Source organism: Dactylosporangium maewongense (assembly GCF_039531485.1).
GTDB lineage: Bacteria > Actinomycetota > Actinomycetes > Mycobacteriales > Micromonosporaceae > Dactylosporangium > Dactylosporangium maewongense.
Genome location: NZ_BAAAQD010000016.1, coordinates 150,844 through 170,433 on the forward strand (window position 1 = coordinate 150,844; position 19,590 = coordinate 170,433).

Consider the following 19,590-nt stretch of genomic DNA (forward strand, 5'->3'; position numbering starts at 1 on the left):
CGCTCCTAGGGAAGGAACGACGGCAGGATCTGCACGTCGTCCAGGTTCACGAACATGACCCGGTGTCCGAACTGGACCTGCGCGTAGCGGTTCTGGCCGCGGATGACGGTCCAGTCGCCGGGCGAGGAGCCGTCGAAGGTCACGGCCCGGTAGTACTCGCCGGGCACGATGCCGCCGAGGGTGTAGCGCTGGCCGGCGGCGAAGGTGTACTGCAGCGGCGTGATCGCCTGGACCGGCACGCCGGCCGGGTAGGCGGTCGCCTCCGGGTAGGCGCGCCCGTACACCGGGATCGTCGTCTTGCCGGCCTTGGGGGTGACCACGAGGCCGGTCGACCACTTCGCCGCTGGGCGTGCCGGCGGGTTGAGGAACCAGCCCTTCTGGCCGAGGTACCAGATCGCGGTCCAGTCGCCCTGCCGGTCGGCGACGGCGTAGGTCTGCCCGGCGGCGGCGCGGGCGCCGTGGTCGGAGACCTGCATCGTGGCCGGTTCGCCGCCGGGGCGCAGGCCGATGTCGCTGAGCAGCGGCGCGTCCGCGGCGGGCGCGGTGCGCAGCAGCACCGACGAGGAGCCGTGCGCCGGGCAGGGGGTGTCCGGCGTGCCCGTGCACCCGGTGAACGGCAGCTGGTTCTGCCCGTAGTCCGGGTCGATCGTGACGAGGCCGGTGCGCGGCGTGCCGAACTGGACGAACGGCGCGTGCAGCAGGTCGAAGTAGTGGCTCCAGTCCCAGTACGGGCCCGGGTCCCAGTGCATGCCCCTCACCGTCGACGGCACGGTCCCCGGCACGTTGTCGTGGCCGATGATGTGCTGCCGGTCGAGCGGGATGGCCAGGCGCGCCGCGAGGTAGCGCACGAGCTTCGCCGACGAGCGGTACATCGCCTCCGTGTACCAGGCGCCCTGCTGCGCGGCGTAGCCCTCGTGCTCCAGCCCGACGGACTTGGCGTTGACGTACCAGTTGCCGGCGTGCCACGCGACGTCCTTGGTCTTCACGTGCTGGGCGACGTGCCCGTCGACGGAGCGCAGCGTGTAGTGCCAGCTGACGTACGTCGGGTCCTGCACGAGCTTCAGCGTGGTGTCGTAGCTGGCCTCGGTGTCGTGGATGACGATGTACTCGATCCGCTGCCGGGCCGGGCGGTCGCTGAGGTCGTGGTTGCCGTAGTCGCCGTCGCCGAACTGCTCGTACGGTGCGGGGATCCACTCGCACGAGATGTCCACCGGGCACTCGAGGCCGTCCGGGCGGGCCGGCGGCCGGCGCAGGCCGAGCCGGTCCAGCCACGTCGTGACGGGGCTGATCCTGGGCTGCGCGGCGAGCGTCACGAGCTGGCCGTCGTCGGTGGTACGGCTGGCGCCGTCCCGCAGCGTCGCGTACACCTCGTCGGCGAACGCGGCCGCGGCGTCGGTGGTGTCGGCGCCGCTGTACTTCGCGACGGCCCCGTACCAGGCGGCCGGGTCGCTGGCAGCGCCGCCGGGTGCGCCGGCGTCGTGCTGGTACTGGGCGAGCAGCGCGGCCCCGCCGTTGATGTTGGCGGCCGGGTCGGTGCGCAGCGCCGTCTCCGACGCGCCGGTGAGCTCGGCGGCCCGGTCGAGGGTCTGCAGCGCCGGGCCGCCCGCGCCGGAGGTGACGGCCGGGACGGTCTTCGGGGCTCGGGAGTCGTCGCCGCGCGCGTCACCGGTGTCGTGGTGCGGCTGGGCCGTGGTGGTGAGAGCGGCGGCGTCGGTGAGGTGCATCGGGCCGTACCCGGCGCTGGTGCTGGGCGCGCCGCGGTTGGTGTCCCACCGGGACTCCAGATAGGACACGGCGAGCAGGACGCCGACCGGGACGCCCCAGGTGGCGGAGGCGTCGGCGTATGCGGCCTGGCGAGTGGCCGGCGCGGCGGCGGCGGGGGCGGCGGGCACCGCGGTGGCGGTGGACACCAGGGCGACCGCGGCGCCGAGCATGAAGGACCTGCGGCTAAGGCGCATCGAACCTCCTGACTGCGGATGGCTGGGCACAGCGTGACGCATAGCAATCTTTGCCGTCAATCCCTAACGGCGAGTTGCCTCGAAGCGTAGGGAACCTACGGGATCGCGGAGCGATTTCGACCGATTTGTCCGGAACAGTATGAACAAGAACGGACAGCAAGGTATGCAGATCCGTTACAGCGGACCAGTGACGGCGAAAGGTTTGTAGATTACCTTCACTGGTACGTCGCACGTCGACGGTTACCTACAGTCGATGTCGTCGATGCCGGGGAGGTGGGTGGCGTCATGAGCGTCGTACCACTGGAATCGGAGCGGGTGGACCCGCCGGCCGTGGACCGCGAGCCGGCCGGCGGGATCGCCGCGCGGTCGCTCACGCAGGCGGTCTGGCTGCGCCTGCGCCGCGACCGCACCGCCCTGGCCAGCGGCGTCGTGTCGGCGGTGCTCGTCGTCGTGGGCCTCGCCGCGCCGCTGATCGAGAAGGTGTACGGGATCGGCCCGCTGGACTCGTTCAAGGACGACCTGGACCGCTTCGGCATGCCGTACGGGGTGGCCGGCGGTGTCACGGGCACCCACTGGTTCGGCCTCGAGCCCGGCCTCGGCCGGGACCTGTTCATCCAGATGGTCTACGGGATGCGCACCTCGCTGGGCATCGCGTTCGCCGCGGCGCTGGTCACCACCACGCTCGGCGTGCTCACCGGGATCATCTCCGGCTACCTCGGCGGCTGGGTCGACGCGATCATCAACTGGATCACCGACGTCGCCCTCGCGCTGCCGTTCCTCATCTTCACCCTCGCCCTGATCCGGCCCCTGGAGCTCGCCTTCTACGGCCCGCGCGAGGCGGTGCCGGGCTGGTTCCGGGTCGTCGTGCTGATCGGGCTGTTCGCCGCGTTCGGCTGGACCAGCACCGCCCGCCTCGTGCGCGGCCAGGTGCTGTCGCTGCGGGAACGCGAGTTCGTCGAGGCCGCCCGGGCCACCGGCGCCCGGACCCCGCGGATCCTGTTCAAGGAACTGCTGCCGAACCTGTGGGCGCCGATCATCGTCGTGTTCTCGCTGTCGATCCCGGCGTACATCACCAGCGAGGCGGCCCTGTCCTTCCTCGGCATCGGGATGCTGGAGCCGACGCCCGACTTCGGGCGCACCATCTTCCGCAGCCTCAACTACCTGCAGACCGACCCGGCGTACGTGTTCTTCCCCGGCGTGACGATCTTCGTGCTGGTCCTCGCCTTCAACCTGTTCGGCGACGCCGTCCGCGACGCGCTCGACCCGAGATCTACCCGGTAGGCCCGCGATGCTCAACTTCCTGATCCGGCGGATCCTGCTGGCGGTGCTCACGCTGTTCGCGGTGAGCGTGCTGACGTTCCTGATGTTCTTCGCGCTCCCCCGCGACCCGGCGACCGCGATGTGCCCGAAGAACTGCGACGCGGCCCGCCTCGAGCGCGTCCGCGACGAGCTCGGGCTCAACGACCCCAAGTACGTGCAGTACCTGCACTACGTGAAGGGGATCTTCGCCGGCCGGGACCTGGGCGCCGCGCAGGGCGGCTACTGCGACGCGCCATGCCTCGGGTACTCGTACGTCAACAGCGAGCCGGTGACCGAGACGATCGTGCGGGTCATCCCGGTGACGCTCAGCATCGTGGTCCCCGCGTCGGTGCTGTGGCTCGCCGTCGGCATCGGCCTAGGCATGCTGTCGGCGCTGCGCCTCGGCACCGTGTTCGACCGGCTCGCCATCGGCGTGTCACTGACCGGCGCCTCGCTGCAGCTGTACTTCGTCGGCGGGGTCCTGCTGCTCGTCTTCGTCTACACGCTGAAGATCCTGCCGTATCCGCGGTACACGCCGATCCTGGACAACCCGTGGGACTGGGCGACGGCGCTGATCCTGCCGTGGTGCGCCCTGGCGTTCCTGTTCTCCGCCGTCTACGCCCGGCTGTCGCGCGCACAGATGCTGGAGACGCTGTCGGAGGACTACGTCCGCACCGCGCACGCCAAGGGCCTGCCGTCCCGCACCGTCATCCGCCGCCACGCGCTGCGGGCCGCGATCACGCCGCTGGTCACCACCGCCGGCGTCGAGATCGGCGCCGCGCTCGGCGGCACGGTGATCACCGAGACCACGTTCGGGCTCCGCGGGCTCGGACGCACCGCGATCGACGCGGTCAAGGACGGCGACCTGCCGACGATCATGGGCACCGTCCTGCTCGCGGCGGCGTTCATCGTCGTCGCCAACGTCGTCGTCGACGTGCTCTACACCTTCATCGACCCACGGGTCCGGTTGCGGTGAAACGACCAGGGAGGCCACCATGCCACGCAAACCTTTGACAGCGTTGGTACTGCTCACGCTCATCGCCGGGCTCGGCGCGTGCAGCAACAACAAGCGGACCGACGACGACGCCCAGCCCGACACCGACCGGCAGGCGAGCGGCTCGATCGCCACCGACCCGAAGGACTCCAAGGGCCCGGCGGCGGAGATCCCCGGCGCCGGCAAGGGCGGCACCGTCACCGTCCTGCGGCAGAGCAAGGTCTCCCACCTCGACCCGCAGCGCGTGTACTCCTTCGTCGGCCTCACCGCGTCGCAGCTCTACGCGCGGCGGCTCACCACGTACAAGGACGACGGCAAGGGCAAGGTCGTCCTCGTCGGCGACCTGGCCGAGACGCCCGGCACCGACGTCGACAAGAACTGCAAGACCTGGGAGTTCAAGATCAAGGACGGGGTGAAGTTCGAGGACGGCAGCGCCATCACGTCCAAGGAGATCGCCTACGGCATCGCCCGCTCCTTCGACCTCGCGCTGACCGGTGGCCCGACCTACATCCAGGAGTGGCTCGCCGACTCCCCCCAGTTCGACACGAAGTTCAACTTCGCCGCCGACAAGACGGCGCTGCCGCCCGGCCTCACCACCCCGGACCCCAAGACGCTGCGGCTCACCTTCGCCAAGCCGCACTGCGACCTGCCGTTCGCGGCGTCGCTGCCGGCGACCGCGCCCGTGCCGCCGGCCAAGGACACCGGCACCGACTACGACAAGCAGCCGTTCTCCTCCGGCCCCTACAAGCTGACGAAGAACGAGGCCGGCACCCGGCTCACGTTCGAGCGCAACACGTTCTGGGACCCGGCGACCGACGCGATGCGCCACCAGTACCCGGACAGCTACGTCTACGAGTTCGGCGCCAACATCGTCACCCAGACCAACCGCATCATCGCCGACAGCGGCGCCGACGCGGCCGCCGTGTCGTTCAACGGTGTCGACGCCTCGCTGGTGTCCAAGGTGGTCGGCGACCCCGCGCTGAAGGCCCGCACCCTGCAGGAGCCGACGCCCAGCGAGTACACGCTGACCATCAACAACAACCGGGTCACCGACCTGAAGGTCCGCCAGGCGCTCAACACCGTCATCGACCGCGACGGCATCGTCAAGACCCTCGGCGGCGACACCGTCGCGCGGGCCGTCACCACGCTCATGCCGCCGGCGACGATCGGCTGGAAGAACTACGAGGCCTACCCGGCCGGCAAGAGCGGCAACCCGGAGAAGGCGAAGGAGCTGCTCGGCGGCAAGAGCGTCGAGCTGGTCCTGGGCTTCCCCGACGACTCCCGCAACCAGGAGCTCAGCACCACCCTGAAGAGCAACCTGGAGAAGGCCGGCTTCAAGATCACGCTGAAGCCGATCGCCGCCGACACGTTCCTCGACGAGACCAAGAAGAAGGACAACCCGTGGGACCTGTACATCGGCTCGTGGGGCGCTGACTGGCCCAGCGGCGCGTCGATCCTGCCGGTGCTCTACGACGGCCGCGCCATCAAGGACGGCGGCAGCAACAACGGCGCGTCCTACCTCAACGCGCCCGCGCTCAACGCCGAGTTCGACCGCATCCTGGCGATGCCTGTCGGTGAGCAGGGCGCCGAGTGGGGCAAGCTCGACGAGAAGATCATGCTGGAGCACGCGCCGGTCGTGCCCCTGTACGTCGACGTCATGTTCACCCTCCACGGCTCCAAGGTCGGCGGCCTGTTCATCGACTCGATCTGGGGCAGCGTCGCGGTCACCAACGCCTACGTGAAGCAGTGACGGGACTTGTGTCGGTGGCGCTGGCCGGTGAGGCACGCTTGGCGGACGTGCCCCACTACGCGGCCAGCATGATGAAGGTGCCGGTGTTCGTCGCCCTCCACCGGGCGGCGGACGCCGGCACCCTCGACCTCGACGGGCCGGTGCCGGTCGCCAACACCTTCACGTCGGCGACCGGCTCCTCGTACAGCTGCGACCCCGGCTACGACAACGAGCACGACGTCTGGGACCGCCTCGGCAGCGCGGCGCCGGCCCGCTGGCTGGCCCGCCGCATGATCGTGCGGTCCGGCAACCTCGCGACCAATCTCCTCCTCGCCCTCGTCGGCCTGCCCGCCGTCGCCGAGGCGTGGCGGGTGGCGGGCGCGACCCGCAGCGTCACCGGCCGCGGCATCGAGGACGCCGCCGCCGAGGCGGCCGGGATCACCAACACGGTCACGGCGGCCGACCTCGCCCTGCTGTTCGGTGGGCTCCTCGCCGGGACCGTCGCCTCACCCGCGGCGTGCGCTGAGATGCTCGACGTGCTCGCCGGGCAGGAGCTCCGGGAGGATCTCGCGCTCGGGGTGCCCGCGGGGGTCCGGGTCGCGTACAAGAGCGGCTGGGTCGACGGGGTGCGGCACAGCGCGGGCGTGGTGCTGCCGCCCGACGCGCCGCCCTACGTGGTCGCCGTCTGCACGACCGGCGTGCCCGACGCCGCGGCCGTCATCGCCCACGTGTCGAGAACCGCCTGGGAGGAGCGCCAGTGACGATCAAGGAGGTGCGCACGCACCGGGTGTCGGCGCCGTTCCACACGCCGTTCGTCACCGCGCTGCGCCGCGCCACCGCCGCCGAGTCGCTGATCGTCGAGGTCGTCGACGGCGACGGGTGCAGCGGCTACGGCGAGGCGCCGCAGGTGTGGCAGGTGACCGGCGGGTCCGTCGCCGGGGCCGAGGCCTGCGTCCAGCAGCTGCTGGGCCCGCTGATCACCGGTCGCGACGCCGACGACCTGACCGGCAACACGCGGCTCGTGCAGCGGGCGGCCCAGCGCAACGAGGGCGCCAAGGCTGCCGTCGACGTCGCCCTGCACGACCTCGCCGCGCGCCGCCTCGGCCTTCCCCTCGTCCGGTTCCTCGGGGGCACCGCCACGTCGGTGCCGACCGACGTCACCCTCTCCGCCGGTTCGTTGGTGGACGCCGCCCACGCCCGGGTCGCCGAAGGCTTCCATGTGCTGAAGGTCAAGGTCGGCGTCGGCGGGGACCTCGCGCGCGTCCGGGAGCTGCGCGAGGCGGTCGGTCCGGACGTGGTGCTGCGCCTGGACGCCAACCAGGGCTGGACCCCGCGCGAGGCCGTCACCGTCATCCGCGGCATCGAGGACGCCGGCCTCGACGTCGAGCTCGTCGAGCAGCCCGTCTCCCGGCACGACCTCGACGGGCTCGCCTGGGTCAGTGACCGCGTCGGCGTGCCGATCCTCGCCGACGAGGCCGTGTTCGGCGTCCGCGACCTCGTCGAGGTGATCCGCCGCCGCGCCGCCGACCTCGTCAACGTGAAGCTCGCGAAGTGCGGCGGCATCGGCCCCGCCCGCACCCTGCTCGACCTCGCCGCCGCCCACGACATGGGCACCCTGGTCGGCTCGATGATGGAGACCCAGGTCGGCGTCGGCGCGGCCGCGAGCCTCGTCGCCGCCTACGGCACCACTGCCGTCTCCGACCTCGACGCCGCCTGGTGGCTGTCGTCCTCCCCCGTCCAGGGCGGCCCCGTCTACGAGCGGGACCGCGTCCACCTCCCCGACGCCCCCGGCCTCGGCCTGTCCTTGGAGCAGCGTTGAACGTGATCCGCGTGCCGGTCGCCACCCTGTGGGCCGAGCCATCGAAGACCCGCCCCTGCGACGCACCTGCCCTGCGCGACGAGCCCGACCTCGCCGCCTGGGTCGCGGCGATGACCCCCGACGAGCAGACCAGCAGCGACGTCGTGACCCAGGCCCTCCTCGGCGACCGGGTCGTCGTCGAGGAGAGCCGCCCCGACGGCTGGTCCAGGGTGACGCTCCCCGGCCAGCACGACTACCCCGGCTGGATCCGCACCGCCCACCTGACCACCGCACCCGCCCCGGACGACCAGGCCCCCGCACCGGCGGCGAAGCCCCCGACCGGCGAGGACGTCCTGGCCGAGGCCCGGCGCCTGCTGGGCGTCACCTACGTGTGGGGCGGCCTGTCGACGCACGGCATCGACTGCTCCGGTCTCGTCCACCTCGTCTGGCGGCGCCTCGGCGTCAGCCTCCCCCGCGACGCCCACCAGCAGCAGGCCGCCACGGTCGCGGTGCCGGCCGGCGAGGAGCGCCCCGGCGACCTGTACTTCTTCGCCCGCCCCGGCCGCCTTGCCCACCACGTCGGCATCGTGGTGACGCCCGGCCACCTGATCCACGCGTCGCAGGGACGGCACGCGGTCGTCGAGGAGCCGATGCCACCGGAGCGGGCCGAGACCCTGGCCGGCGCGCACCGCGTGTGATCCGCCTATTGCGGTTCGGTCGATGTCGATGTTGGATGTCGGCAGCGCAAGGAGGCTGCGGTGCTCGCACTGCTCGGCCGGTGGACCGCCGACCACCGGATGCTCGTCCTCGCCGTCTGGGCCGTGATCGCCCTGGCCGGTGCGGTGTTCGGGGGCACGGTCTACGACCGGACCCAGTCGGTGGACGGGCTGCGCCCCGACGTCGAGTCGTCGGTCGCGCGGGAGCGCATCGACCGGCTCGCGCCGGAGGGTGAGCGGGTCGTCGCGGTCATCTCGGGGCGCGACTTCAACGCGACCGCGCTCGTCGACAACGCCAGCCGGGTCATGTTCGACATCCGGGCCATCCCCGGGGTCGCGAAGGTCACCGACGCCTACACCGCCGGGTCCGGCCAGGTGTCGAGCGACAATCAGAGCTCACTCGTCACCGTCGAACTGAAGCCCAGCCTGAGCGACGAGGAGGCACTCGCCGTCGCGGACAAGGTCAAGGCCGCGCTGCGCCGCATCGACGCGCCGCGGGTGCTCGTCGGCGGGGAGCTGCTCGCCGAGCGGACATTCGGCGAGCAGGCCGTCAAGGACGCCGCGATCGGGGAAGGGGTCGCGCTCGTCGTGCTGTACGGGGTCCTCGCCGTCGTCCTCCGCGGGATCGTGGCGGGCAGCCTGCCGCTGGTCGCCGCGCTCGGCACGGTCGCCGCGACGCTGCTCGCGCTGGCCGGGCTCGCCGGCGCGGTGCCGGTCAGCGAGTACGCGGTCAACGTCGTCACCCTCCTCGGGCTCGGCCTCGCCGTCGACTACAGCCTGCTGGTCCTCACCAGGTTCCGGGAGGAGCGCGCCGCGAACCGCAAGGCGGCGCTGCCGGACCTTCTCGCCACGACCGTCGCGACCGCCGGGCGGGCCGTGCTCGTCTCCGGGCTCGCCGTGGGCGCCGCGCTCGCCGGGCTGTTCGCGTTCGCGGAGCCGCTGCTCGCCGCGATGGCGCTCGGCGGCGCGCTCGTCGTCTGTCTCGCCACCGCCGCCGGCCTCACGCTGGTCCCGGCCCTGATCGCGGTCGCGCACCGGAGGATCCCGGCATTGGCGGTACCGACGCGGAAACAGCGACCCGGAGTCCTGGCGCGGCTCGCCGCATCCGCGCAGCGACGCCCCGCGGCCGTGGCGCTCGGCGTGACCGCCGGGCTGGTCCTGCTGAGCCTGCCCCTGCTGCACCTCACCCTCGCCAACTCCGACGCCCGGTCGCTGCCCACGAAGAGCGAGGAGCGGCTCGCATACGAGGCGGTCGAGCGCGACTTCGCCAAGTGGACGACCCAGCCGGTCACCGTCCTCATCGAGGGCGGCGCCGGCGACGCGCCGGTGGTGCCGGTGCTGGAGCGGATCCGCGCCCTGACCGGCGAGGCCGAGCTCGACCTGCGCACCGGCCTGCCCGCCGGCGTCACCGTGGTCGACCTGCACCCGGCCGGGTCCGGCGAGCGCCTCGTCGGCCAGGTGCGCGCCATCGACGCGCAGGTGCCGGTGCTCGTGGCCGGCCCCGCCGCCGAGCTCATCGACGCGCGCGAGTCGACCCGGTCCAGGCTGCCGATCGCGATCGCGGTCATCGTCGTCGCCACCGCGATCCTGCTCTTCGCGCTCACCCGCTCGGTCGTGGTGCCGGTGAAGGCGCTGTGCATGAACGTCCTCACGCTCGTCGCCACCCTCGGCGCGCTCGTCGCCGTCTTCCAGTGGGGCTGGGGGTCGGCGCTGCTCGGGTTCGAGCCGTGGGGCGCGCTGGACATCACCACGCCGCTGCTGCTGTTCGTGTTCATCTTCGGCCTGTCGATGGACTACGAGGTGTTCCTCCTCGCCCGCATCAAGGAGGAGTGGGACGCCCGCACTGGCGACGACCGGGCCGCGAACGACCGGGCGGTGCTCGCCGGGATCACCGCGACCGGTCCCGTCGTCACCACGGCCGCCCTGGCGATCGGCATCGTCTTCCTCGGCTTCGCGCTCGGCGACCTGATCGCGGTGAAGGAGATCGGCGTCGGCATGACCGTCGCCGTGCTGCTGGACGTCACCGTGGTCCGCGGGCTGCTGCTGCCCGCCACCATGTCGCTGCTCGGCACCGCGAACTGGTGGCGGCCGGGCTTGAAGCCGGGTGGCACACTTCGCTCACGGGGGAGCTTGCCTCACAGGGACGTGACAAGCGGGAGGTAGGACGATGCGCCGGCCGTTCGTGGCCCGCGACCCGGAGCGGGCCGTCGTCGAACGCACGATCACCGGCGTGGAGCCCGGCGGGGCGCTGCTCATCGGCCCGGCGGGCATCGGCAAGAGCCGGCTCGCCGACGAGGTCGTCACCGCCGCCGGCCGGCAGGGGCACCACGCCATGCGGGTGCACGCGTCGGAGGCGGCGCGGGAGCTGCCGCTCGGCGCGCTCGGCCCGCTGCTGCCGGCGCAGCCGCCGAAGGACGTCGCGGCCGTGCTGCGGGCGCTGGTCCCCGGGCACGGGCGGGGGCTGCTGTTCGTCGACGACGTCGACCTGCTCGACCCGATGTCGGCGGCCGCGGTGCACCAGATCGTCGCCAACGGTCTCCTGGACGTCGTCGCCACCGTCCGGGCCGGCGTCGAGCTGCCCGCGTTCGTCACCGCGCTCATGCGCACCGGGCGGCTGGAGCGCGTCGACCTCGGCCCGCTGACCGCGGCGGGCGTCGCCGAGCTGGTCGCCGCCGTCCTCGACGGGCCGGTCTCCAGCATCACCGTCGCGCACGTGCAGCGGCTGTCGGCGGGCAACCCGCTGTACGTGCACGAGCTGCTGACCGACGCGGTGGAGTCGGGCGCGCTCGCCGTCGTCGACGGCCTGTGGCACCTGCGGCAGCTGCCGGCCGCGTCGCCGCGGCTGACGGACCTGCTCAACGCCCGGCTGCGCAGCACGAGCCGGCAGGAGCGGCTGGCCCTGGAGCTGCTGGCGATCGCCGGACAGCTCGGTCTTTCGCAGGTGTACGGGCTGAGCGACCACGACGCCGTCGAAGGGCTCGAACGGCGCGGGCTGATCACTGTCCGGCAGGACGGCCGGCGCACGCACGCCGCGCTCGCGCACCCGCTGTACGGGGAGATCCTGCGCACGACCCTGCCCGTGTCGGTCCGCCTGCGGCACAGCCGCACCCTCGCCGACCTGTGGGAGCGCACCGGCGCGCGGCGCCGCGAGGACCTGCTGCGCTGGGCGGTGTGGCGGCTCACCGGCGGCGGGCCGGTCAACGCGGCATGGATGACCGAGGCGGCCCGCCTCGCCACCCTGCTGCGGGCCCGGGTCGCCGTCCGGGAACGCCTGGCCAGGCACGCGTGGCAGGCGACCGGCGCGGCGGAGGCGGGGCTGCTGCTGGCGGCGGCGCAGTTCGACGCGGGGCGGTCCGGCGACGGCTACGCGGTCCTCGACCGGATCGCCGCGACCGCCGACACCGACGAGGACCGGGCCGGCGCCGCGCTCGCCCGGGCGTTCTACCTCGGGTGGGGCGCCGGCCGGCTCGACGAGGCCCTCGCCACCCTGGAGCGGGCCGGGACGGTGGTCACCGACCCGCAGTGGCGGGCGGCGCTCACCACGCAGCGCAGCATGCTGCTCGCCGCGTCGGGCGCCCCGGACGACGCACTGGCCCTGCTGGAGCCGGTCCTCGGCGCTGACGGTGCCCTCACCCTGCAGGCGTCGGCGGCCGGGGGTCTGGCGTACATGCTGGCCGGCCGGTTCCCGGAGGCGATCCGCCTGGCCCGCCGCGCGCACCGGCTCGCGACCAGTGCCGAGCGCGCGCACCAGGACATCGGCGTCCTGCCCGGTCTCGCCGGGCTGTGCGTGCGGGTGACGACCGACGCCGGCCACGTCGCCGACGCCCGGCGCTTCGGCGAGACGGTCCTGCGGACCGCCGCGGGCAAGGGCGACGCGCACGGCCTCGCCTGGATCACGGCTGGCCTGGCGAGCCTGGAGCTGCCAGCCGGTGACCTCGAGGCCGCCCGCGGCCACGCGATCGAGGCCGCCGCCTACTTCCGGCAGGTCAGCTCGCCGATCGGGCTCGGCTGGGTGCTCGCCATCGGGCTGCTCGTCGCCGTCCACGAGGGCGACCCGGCCCGGGCGGCGACGATCGCGGCGGAGCTGGCCGCGACCCGGCCCGAGCAGCGGCAGGTGCAGCTGTACCACTACGAGATCGACCGGGCGCTCGCCTGGCACGAGACGCTGACCGGCGACCCGGAACGGGCCCGGCACCGGCTCGCGGCGCGGGCCAGGCACTGGTGGGACCGGGGCGCGCTGCTGCCCGGCGTCGTGCTCTGCAACGACCTGGCCAGGCTCGGCGGCGCCCGGCAGGCCGCGGCGATCCTCGGCGACGTCCCACCCGGGTGGCCGCTCGGCGAGGCCGTCGCGGCGTTCGTGCGGGCGATGGCCGGCGGCGACGGCCCCGGGCTGGAGGCGGCGGCCCGACGCTTCGACGAGCTCGGGTTCACCGTGTATGCGGCGGACGCGGCGGCGGCCGCGTGGGCGGTGAAGGGCTCCGTCCGGGACGTCAACCGGCTCGCCGCCGCCGTCGCCGCCTGCACGGCACGCTGCCCGGGGCTGCGCACCCCGCTGCTGGCCGCGGTCGACGCCGAGCACCGGCTCACCCCGCGGGAGCGGGAGATCGCCTCCCTGGCCGCCGCCGGGTTCAGCAACCGGGACATCGCGGAGCGGCTGACGCTGTCGTTCCGCACGGTCGAGAACCACCTGGCCCGCGTCTATCTCAAGCTCGGCCTGCACGGCCGCAACGAACTGAGTGGTGCGCCGCCACGAATCTGAGTGGCCGCCACTCATGACGCTGCGCATACCGCCCAGCCACTGTGTGCCGAGCATGTTTCGTCGTGCTGCCTGACCGCGCCATCGTGCGGGCCGGCCGCGCGGCGACGAAACGATGACATCTGGGGGCGGACGGTGACCGTCGACGCGACGTTCGGGCAGCTCGTGAAGACCCGGCGGCGCGCGCTCGACCTGACCCAGCAGGACCTCGCCAGCCAGGTCGGCTACTCGGTCATCACCATCCGCAAGGTGGAGACCGACGAGCGCCGGCCGTCGCGCGAGCTGGCCGAGCGGCTCGCGAAGTGCCTGCACATCGCGCCCGAGCGGCAGGGCGCGTTCATCGGGCTGGCCCGCCGCCAGGCCGACTGGGTCGACGACCGCGACTCCCCCACCAACCTGCCGACGCCGCCGACCCGCCTCATCGGCCGCGGCCACGAGCAGGCCGCGGTGCGCACCGAGCTGCTGCGGCAGGACAGCCGGATGCTGACGCTCGTCGGCCCGCCCGGGATCGGCAAGAGCCGGCTCAGCGTCGAGGTCGCGGCGGAGGTCCGCCCGCTGTTCCCCGACGGCGTGCACTTCGTGGCGCTCGCCCCGCTCGGCGACGAGGCGCTGCTGGTGCCGAGCATCGCCACCGCCCTCGGCGTCCGTGAGGTGCCCGGCACGCCGCTGGGCATGGCGCTGCTGGACCACCTGCGGACCCGGCGGCTGCTGCTCCTGCTCGACGACTGCGAGCACCTGCCGGGCGCGGCGCGGCTGGTCGCGGAGATGCTGTCGGCCGGCCCGCAGCTGCGGGTCCTCGCCACCAGCCGGGCGCCGCTGCACCTGCGGGGCGAGCGGCTGTTTCCCGTGCCGCCGCTGCGGCTGGCGGACGACGGGCCGGCGCTGACCGCGGAGACGGCCGCCCGCGCCGCCGCCGTCGAGCTGTTCGTCGAACGCGCCCACGCCGTCGACCCGCACTTCGCCCTCACCGACGCCAACGCCGCCGACGTCGCCGCGATCTGCGCCGGCGTCGACGGGCTGCCCCTGGCGATCGAGCTGGTCGCGGCGCGGATCACGCTGCTGAGCCCGCCGGCGATCCTGTCCCGCCTCTCCGACCGCCTCGCACTGCTCACCGACGGGCCGCGGGACCTGCCGGAGCGGCAGCAGACGCTGCGGCGGACCATCGACTGGAGCTACGACCTGCTCGACCCGGCAGAGCAGCGGCTCTTCGCACGGCTGGCGGTCTTCACCGGCGGCTGCACCGTCGCCAGCGCCGAACAGGTCGCCGGCCTCGACGGCGAGCGGCCCGGGGCGATCCTGCACGGGCTGACCGGCCTCGCCGACAAGAACCTCGTCCGGCAGGAGGTCCGCGGCGACGGCGAGCGCTACGCCGTCTTCTTCGACATGATCCGCGAGTACGCCCTGGAGCGGCTCGCCGCGTCCGGCGAGGAGGACCGGATCCGCGCCGCGCACGCCCGCTACTTCCTCGACCTGGCCGAGATCGCGTACGGGCAGCTCGGCGGCGCCGCGCAGGAACAGTGGCTGAGCCGCCTGGACGCCGAGCACAACAACCTGCGCGCCGCCCTGGAGTGGCACGTGCAGAGCGACGACGCCGAGGGCGGGCTGCGGCTCGTGGCGGCGCTGTGGAAGTTCTGGCACATCCGCTCGCACCACACCGAGGCGGGCCGGTGGACGACCCTGGCGCTGCACCTGACCGGCGAGCACGACCCGGCGGTCCGCGCGCGCGTGCTCTACGGCGCCGGCTGGATCGCCGTCGACCGCGGCGACCACCTCCTGGCCCGCGCCTGCTTCGGCGAGAGCCTCAACCTGTGCCGGCGGCTCGGCGACCCGCGTGGGATCGCGGAGGCGCTGCACGGCGTCGGCGTGATGCTGCAGGCGTCCGGCTCCGGCCGGCAGGCGCTCACCCTGTTCGAGGAGAGCCTGGAGCTGTACCGCGGGCTCGGCGACGACGAGGGCATCGCCTGGTCGCTGGACCATCTGGGCGAGGGCCGGCTCGCGCTCGACGACCCGGCCGGCGCGGAGGCGCTGTTCGAGGCGGCGCACACCATCTTCGGCCGTCTCGGCCACGCGTGGGGCGCCGTCATCACCCTCGACCACCTCGGCCTCGCCGGCCTGGTCCAGGGCGACCACGCGGCGGCCGAGGAGCGCTTCGCGCGGGCGCTGGAGCTCTTCGGCGAGCTCGGCAGCACGTGGGGCGTGTCGACCGCGGTCGCCCACCTCGGCCGGGCCGCGCTCGCCGCCGGCGACCTGCAACGCGCCAGGGAGTGCTTCGGACGCTGCCTGGCCCTCAACCGTGCGGAGGCCGACCGTGACGGGGTCGTGCGCTCGCTCGCCGGCCTGGCGGGCGTGGCGATCGTGGAACACGACCTGGAACGCGCGGCCGGCCTCTTCGGCGCGATCTCCGCGGTGTCACGCGTGCTCATGGACCCGGTGGAGCGGGCCTGCCAGGCGCGTGACCTCGCCGTGGTCCGGCGGCACCTGGGCGACGAGCGCGTCGCCCGGGCGTGGGCCCGGGGCGCGGCGGGCGGACTGGACGCCCAGCACGAACCGGTGGGCACCGGCTGACCCGCCGGTGCCCACCACCTCCACCCCGGCGGCGACCGCCCTTCGGCAGGAGGTCGATCATGGCGTTGTTCGCGGCCCTGTGCTGTGGCAGTCTGTCCCGTGGTGAACGGCCGAGGCGATCAACGGAGACGGCCGGACCGGGGACTGCTGGCGCTCGCTGTCGTGTTGCTCATTGCGGGATTGGCGCTCGCTGCCGGGACGCCGGTCCTCTTGTCGTGGAACCACGACAAGGCCGAACGGCTACGCGCCACCGGAGTGCCAGTCGACGCCTCGGTCACCGGCTGGTCCACACAGCAGCGCAGCACGGCGGCCGCTGACTACATAAGGCTGGCGTACACCTACAACGGCGTGCGGTATTCGGCCCAGACGCGATGCGGCGGCAGCGGCGGGTGCGCCGAACCGCCTGGTCCGATGCTGCGGATCTGGGTCGACCCGCAGCATCCCGACGAGTTCGTGACCAGCGACGGCAACACCGACGACTCGAACCTCGCCACCCGCTACCTTCTGCTACCGGCCGGCTTCATGACACTGGTCGGCGGCCTCGGCATCTGGGTCGCCACGGCGCTTCCCTCAACCCTGTTTCGTGGGCGCCGGCGGGCGTGAGACCCGATCGACCGGCAGGTGCAAGTTCGGCGCTGCCCGGGACGTTCGTGCCGATCGTTGGCGGGGGTTTCGAAACGGTCGACGGTGATGTGGGTACCGGACAATCATCGGACAACTTAGGAGCGCTCCCAAGTGACTGGTCCGGCCTGGGCCGGTTTCCCACCTCCGCCAAGGTGAGGTTCATATGCGCATTCCCCGATGGGGTCGTCGGCGGCGAGGACAACGACGTCGACGTGCGGGTCCTGGGCCTGGCCCGGCGCGGGCTGACCGGCAACGTACGGGTACGCGTCGACTCGGCGTCGGCTACGCCGAGTTCGACTACGTCGAACTCACGAAGACCGACGCCTGACCGGCCGTCGACGGCGAAGGGGCGCCCCCTGGGTCCGGTGGGCGCCCCTGGGCCGGTCAGGTCACTTGTAGGTGATGTCGCTCTTGTTCACCTTGCAGTTGGCGTCGTTCCAGCCCTCGCCGAGGTAGGTCGGCTCGGAGCCCTTGCTGACGCCCTTGTACTTGCCGCACACCGTGGTGCTGGAGCCGTTGTAGACCGTGACCCGCGTGATCGTCGCGGTGTCGCCCCAGTTGGAGTTGATGCCGGCGACCATGTCCACGTCGTCGACGATCACGTTGTCGATCCGCACGTGCCGCTGGTACGAGCTGGAGCAGTTCCCGCACGCCCGGTACAGCTTGCCGGTGCCCTTGAGGTAGAAGCCACTGATGCTCACGGTGCCGTTGCCGTTGTGCTGGAACGTCTTGTCGGAGCCCGACCGGGCGCCGCCGCCGATCACGTACGAGGTGCCGCCGCCGGTGCCCTTGAACGTGGCGGCGTCCTCACCGATGTCGTTCCACCACACGTTCCTGAGCGTGCAGGTGCCTTCGCAGTGCACACCGTCACCGGCGGGCGAACCCAGGATCACGTTCTGCAGGGTGCCACCGTTGGCGATCTTGAACATCGGGTCCTGGCTCTCCGACTGGCCACCGTCACCGATGCAGCAGTAGGTCTTCATGCCGCCGTCGAACGTGCCGGAGACATTGACCGTGCCGGAGATCTTCACGTTGCCCTGCGACACCGGCCACGACGTGGTCGGGTTGCCGCCACCGGTCGAGGTCGGGGTCGGCGTCGGGTTGCCGCCGCCGGTCGAGGTCGGCGTCGGGTTCGAGCCGCCACTGGCGTACGTCTCGAACTCGGCGATCCGCGGCGTGCCGGACGCGCTGGTGATCTCGAAGGTGAGCTTCTTCAGCGACACCGACGAGAAGTTGATGGTGCTCGGGCTGCCGCTGCCGCTGGCCAGGACGGCGCTCGTGTCGTAGTTCAGGACCCGCCAGGCGCCGATGGAGCCGCCGCCCGAGGCCTGCCGGATGACCGCCGACGACACCGTCGTCGCGCTGCCCCACTTGATCGAGACGTAACCGGTCGACCCGCTCGGCGACCAGTAGGTGCTCGTGTTGCCGTCCTTGACATTGCCGTAGCTGGTGCCGTCGGCCTTACTGGAGCCGTCGGCGCCGGCGCTGAGGCTCAGGTTGTCGGCTGCCGCGGCTTGGGGCATCTGCAGCGTCAGCGTGACACCGGCGGCTGCGACCGCGGCGGCTCCCGCAGCTAGCCACCGTACGGCGACTGGTCGTCTCATCCGTGTCTCACCTTCCGAGAGTGGACCGCTCCCCGATCAGGTCGGGAAAGCGCTTTCCTGGGAACGTAGAGACGAGTCGATGTCGAGGCAATCGGATGTCCGGTTTCACCCGTTTATCGGTGTGACCAACCGTGAAAATTCCAGGGTCCCGACCCCCGACCGACTGGCACACCGACAAGCGGGTCCGTACCTTCGCCGGCGATCATCCCTAGCAGTCTTGCAGCTCACCGCTGCCTGAGTAGAGTTCGTGGCCGTGCGAGCCCTGTCCGCGCATGCGGTCAGCGTCCCGCGCGCCGGCGGCCGCACGGTCGCCGGGGCCGTCCGGGGCGCGCCGCGTCCCTGCCTGCGTCAGAGCGGGGCGTCATGAGTCCGATCCTGTTCGTCTTCGTGGTGGGTGTCGCCGTGGCCCTGGTCCGGCGCCGCTTCCTGGTCGCTCCGGACGGCCGGACGGGCGGGGACCCGCCGGCCCGACTGCTGGGCTGGGCGGTCGGCCTGCTGGCCGAGCAGCGGCAGGAGTGGGGGCAGGCGATGATCGGCGAACTGGACCGCCTCGACGGGCGGGCCCGGCGCTGGCGCTTCGCCCTCGGCTGCGTCGCCGCCGCGGTGGTCGTGCCGCCCTGGGGGCCCGCGGCCGCGGCCCTCGCGGCCATGACGGCCGCCGCGGCCGGCGCCGGCGGGCTGTACGTCGCCACACACGTGCACTACCGGCTGCACACCGACGGCTGGACCTGGGCCGGGGCGTTGATCCTGCTGCTGCTCCTGGTCGGCTACGTCCTCGGCGGGGGCGTGTTGCTTCGCCGCCCGGGTGTGGCCGGCCCCGGGCTGGTCGGCGCCCTGCTCGTCACCGCGGCCTGGCTGGCGGTCGGTGGGTTCACGTTCGAGGAGTGGCTCAAACCGATCCCGCACCACCCGTGGTTGATCGTCCTGACGCCCGTCCTGGTCGGCGCGGGCGCCACGCTGTGGGGCGGCGGCGCCGCTGTCGGCCGGCGCGCCGCACGCCTGGCCACCGTCACCGCCGCCCTGGCCGTCTACCTGTACGGGGTCCTCGCGGTCGCGGTCGTCGGCGCCACCGGGCACGATCCCAGCGACGGATGGACGACCGCCCAGATCGTCGCCGACGACCTCGGCAACCAGGCCGTGTTCTACCTTGTGGCGCTGCCGCTGGTGACCTCGACCATCGGGTGGGCCGCTGCCGCCGCCACCGCCCGCCTGCGCTTCGGCAGTTCGGTGCCCGCGCCGGCCTACCTCGCTGTCCGGACCGCAGGCCCCGGGCCGGCGGCGGATCCCGCACTGGTAACCACGCAGCCGCAGTCCCGCCCGGCACCAGAAGCCGGCGGCGGCACGCCCGGTGCGATCCCCGCTGCACCGGCCCGCCGGAGCCGAGCCTGGTTCCTCCTGCTGTTGTCCGCCGCCCTGGCAGCAGCGGCGTTCCTCGTCCTGTTCACCATGCTGAGCCCCCACGCGTAACCTCGCCCTCGGCACGCTCGGGCGGCGCGGTGCACCCCGCCTTCGTCTCCGGCACTACGCACAATCGCCTATTTCTCACT

13 protein-coding genes are annotated in these 19,590 nt (G+C 72.9%); 11 read left to right on the forward strand and 2 right to left on the reverse strand.

The features are described 5' to 3' along the window. Positions 1-5: 5 nt before the first annotated feature. Positions 6-1,958 carry an N-acetylmuramoyl-L-alanine amidase gene (locus ABD332_RS35175; RefSeq protein ID WP_344506920.1) on the reverse strand — a complete coding sequence of 651 codons (1,953 nt, stop codon included), beginning with the start codon at positions 1,956-1,958 and terminating at the stop codon, positions 6-8. 285 nt (positions 1,959-2,243) lie between these two features. On the opposite strand from ABD332_RS35175, the gene ABD332_RS35180 reads away from it, so the two are divergent. The 10 genes from ABD332_RS35180 (at position 2,244) to ABD332_RS35225 (ending at position 16,418) form a co-directional block, all read left to right on the forward strand. Next, positions 2,244-3,239, forward strand: a complete 996-nt coding sequence (locus tag ABD332_RS35180) for an ABC transporter permease (RefSeq protein WP_344506922.1) — start codon at positions 2,244-2,246, stop codon at positions 3,237-3,239. A gap of 7 nt (positions 3,240-3,246) precedes the next feature. Beyond that, complete coding sequence (locus ABD332_RS35185) at positions 3,247-4,233, forward strand: ABC transporter permease (protein ID WP_344506924.1); 987 nt, start codon at positions 3,247-3,249, stop codon at positions 4,231-4,233. Positions 4,234-4,252: 19 nt separating this feature from the next. Further along, positions 4,253-6,001, forward strand: coding sequence for an ABC transporter substrate-binding protein (locus ABD332_RS35190; RefSeq protein ID WP_344506926.1), 1,749 nt, complete (start codon positions 4,253-4,255; stop codon positions 5,999-6,001). After that, a complete protein-coding gene (locus ABD332_RS35195) occupies positions 5,998-6,741 on the forward strand; it encodes a serine hydrolase (protein WP_344506927.1) in 744 nt (247 codons plus the stop codon). Before ABD332_RS35190 ends, ABD332_RS35195 begins: the two co-directional genes overlap by 4 nt. Then, positions 6,738-7,799, forward strand: coding sequence for a mandelate racemase/muconate lactonizing enzyme family protein (locus ABD332_RS35200; protein ID WP_344506929.1), 1,062 nt, complete (start codon positions 6,738-6,740; stop codon positions 7,797-7,799). The genes ABD332_RS35195 and ABD332_RS35200 overlap by 4 nt, the downstream gene beginning before the upstream one ends. Positions 7,800-7,801: 2 nt before the next feature. Further along, positions 7,802-8,476 carry a C40 family peptidase gene (locus ABD332_RS35205; protein ID WP_344507253.1) on the forward strand — a complete coding sequence of 225 codons (675 nt, stop codon included), beginning with the start codon at positions 7,802-7,804 and terminating at the stop codon, positions 8,474-8,476. A 60-nt stretch (positions 8,477-8,536) separates the two neighbouring features. Continuing rightward, positions 8,537-10,657 (forward strand): MMPL family transporter, encoded by a 2,121-nt coding sequence (locus tag ABD332_RS35210; RefSeq protein ID WP_344506931.1) that lies wholly within the window; start codon positions 8,537-8,539, stop codon positions 10,655-10,657. Between the two features lie 4 nt (positions 10,658-10,661). Then, positions 10,662-13,253: a helix-turn-helix transcriptional regulator gene (locus ABD332_RS35215; RefSeq protein WP_344506933.1), complete on the forward strand. Its 2,592-nt coding sequence runs from the start codon at positions 10,662-10,664 to the stop codon at positions 13,251-13,253. A 132-nt stretch (positions 13,254-13,385) separates the two neighbouring features. After that, a complete protein-coding gene (locus ABD332_RS35220; RefSeq protein WP_344506935.1) occupies positions 13,386-15,815 on the forward strand; it encodes a tetratricopeptide repeat protein in 2,430 nt (809 codons plus the stop codon). A 162-nt stretch (positions 15,816-15,977) separates the two neighbouring features. Beyond that, entirely contained in the window at positions 15,978-16,418 is a 441-nt protein-coding gene (locus tag ABD332_RS35225) for a DUF3592 domain-containing protein (RefSeq protein ID WP_425552339.1), read from the forward strand. Between the two features lie 410 nt (positions 16,419-16,828). Here ABD332_RS35225 and ABD332_RS35230 read toward each other — a convergent pair whose 3' ends face one another. Next, complete coding sequence (locus ABD332_RS35230; protein WP_344506937.1) at positions 16,829-18,043, reverse strand: pectate lyase; 1,215 nt, start codon at positions 18,041-18,043, stop codon at positions 16,829-16,831. Positions 18,044-18,406: 363 nt separating this feature from the next. On the opposite strand from ABD332_RS35230, the gene ABD332_RS35235 reads away from it, so the two are divergent. Next, positions 18,407-19,510 (forward strand): hypothetical protein, encoded by a 1,104-nt coding sequence (locus ABD332_RS35235; RefSeq protein WP_344506939.1) that lies wholly within the window; start codon positions 18,407-18,409, stop codon positions 19,508-19,510. Positions 19,511-19,590 lie beyond the last annotated feature (80 nt).